Below are 992 nucleotides of genomic sequence, written 5' to 3'. Positions count from 1 at the left end.
ATTCTTATTCACCTGCCATACGCTTCGGCAGGGACGCGTACTTCAAATCCATGCAGGGCCGCCCGATTTATGCGAGCCTGGGTCATCTGCGCGCGGGCGTGTTAGCTGGCGCGGTGGAGACCCCACGTGGCCCTAGCTGGCTCCTGGTAATACCACGGGAAGGTGACGAGCAGATCCGGCATCTCCTTTATGAGATGTGGTCTGGCTTCATTGGTTTATATGACAGGCTGGTGATCGAGGTCGAGGCGCTTTACCCGGAAGCAACCACTGATGCTATAGAGATTCGCCTGAACTTTGTTGAACTCGTTGTATCTGAGGACTACGTAGAACCCCAGCCAGGCATGGTAATCGGTGCGCCTGTAGTTGCAGTCAACCTCGAGCTGCGAATTGCAGAAGTCAGGTTTCCATCGGATTTCCTCATGCATTTCCAACAACCTGAAAATACCGGTGAGAGATTGGTTTTGCGCGCTATCGCGAATGGGCTTGTCAGTCTGCACCAAGGTGTGACGGAGGGAGTGGATGAGACTGTTCTTGATGGACTCATGAACAGGGTGCTCGGTGACTCCGGTATGCGTATTCTCCACCTCTTTCGTACGTACTATCCCATTGAGCACCTGCTTTCGCGGCAAACCCAGAAGCCGATTTTTCTGGCCCATGAGGACTTCGTTTTTTCCAAGCTGAGGTTGTCCGAAGGTTGTACAGCAGCGCGCCCTGGTACAAGTCTCACCACGAAGTCTGAGTGTAACAAATTTCTACACAGGGTTGTCGACAAGATATGGTGTCAGATCCGGGAACAGTTACGACAGTTGGACCGTGGATCAGTGATCCGTGAGGTGCTCAGAGTACATGAGGCCGTTATCCAGAACCGCGGCCACTGGCGACGGACTGCACAGGCGGTTCTTGCTCTTTACGCGCCGACGGAGGACGTCTACGCAGTTGCGCAGGAACGGGAATCGGATCGGAACAATGTCTCTCTTCCGGCCCGTACTATC

The 992-nt window shown here is 54.0% G+C and carries 1 protein-coding gene; it reads left to right on the top strand.

All coding sequences use genetic code 11. The features are described 5' to 3' along the window. Positions 1-50: 50 nt before the first annotated feature. A partial coding sequence (locus ACOCD2_RS21925; protein WP_419626119.1) for a hypothetical protein occupies positions 51-992 on the top strand: 942 nt, incomplete at its 3' end.

It is taken from the genome of Thiolapillus sp. (assembly GCF_048562965.1).
Taxonomy (GTDB): Bacteria; Pseudomonadota; Gammaproteobacteria; order Chromatiales; family Chromatiaceae; genus Thiolapillus; species Thiolapillus brandeum_A.
This window is presented reverse-complemented; position numbering and strand designations above follow the sequence as displayed.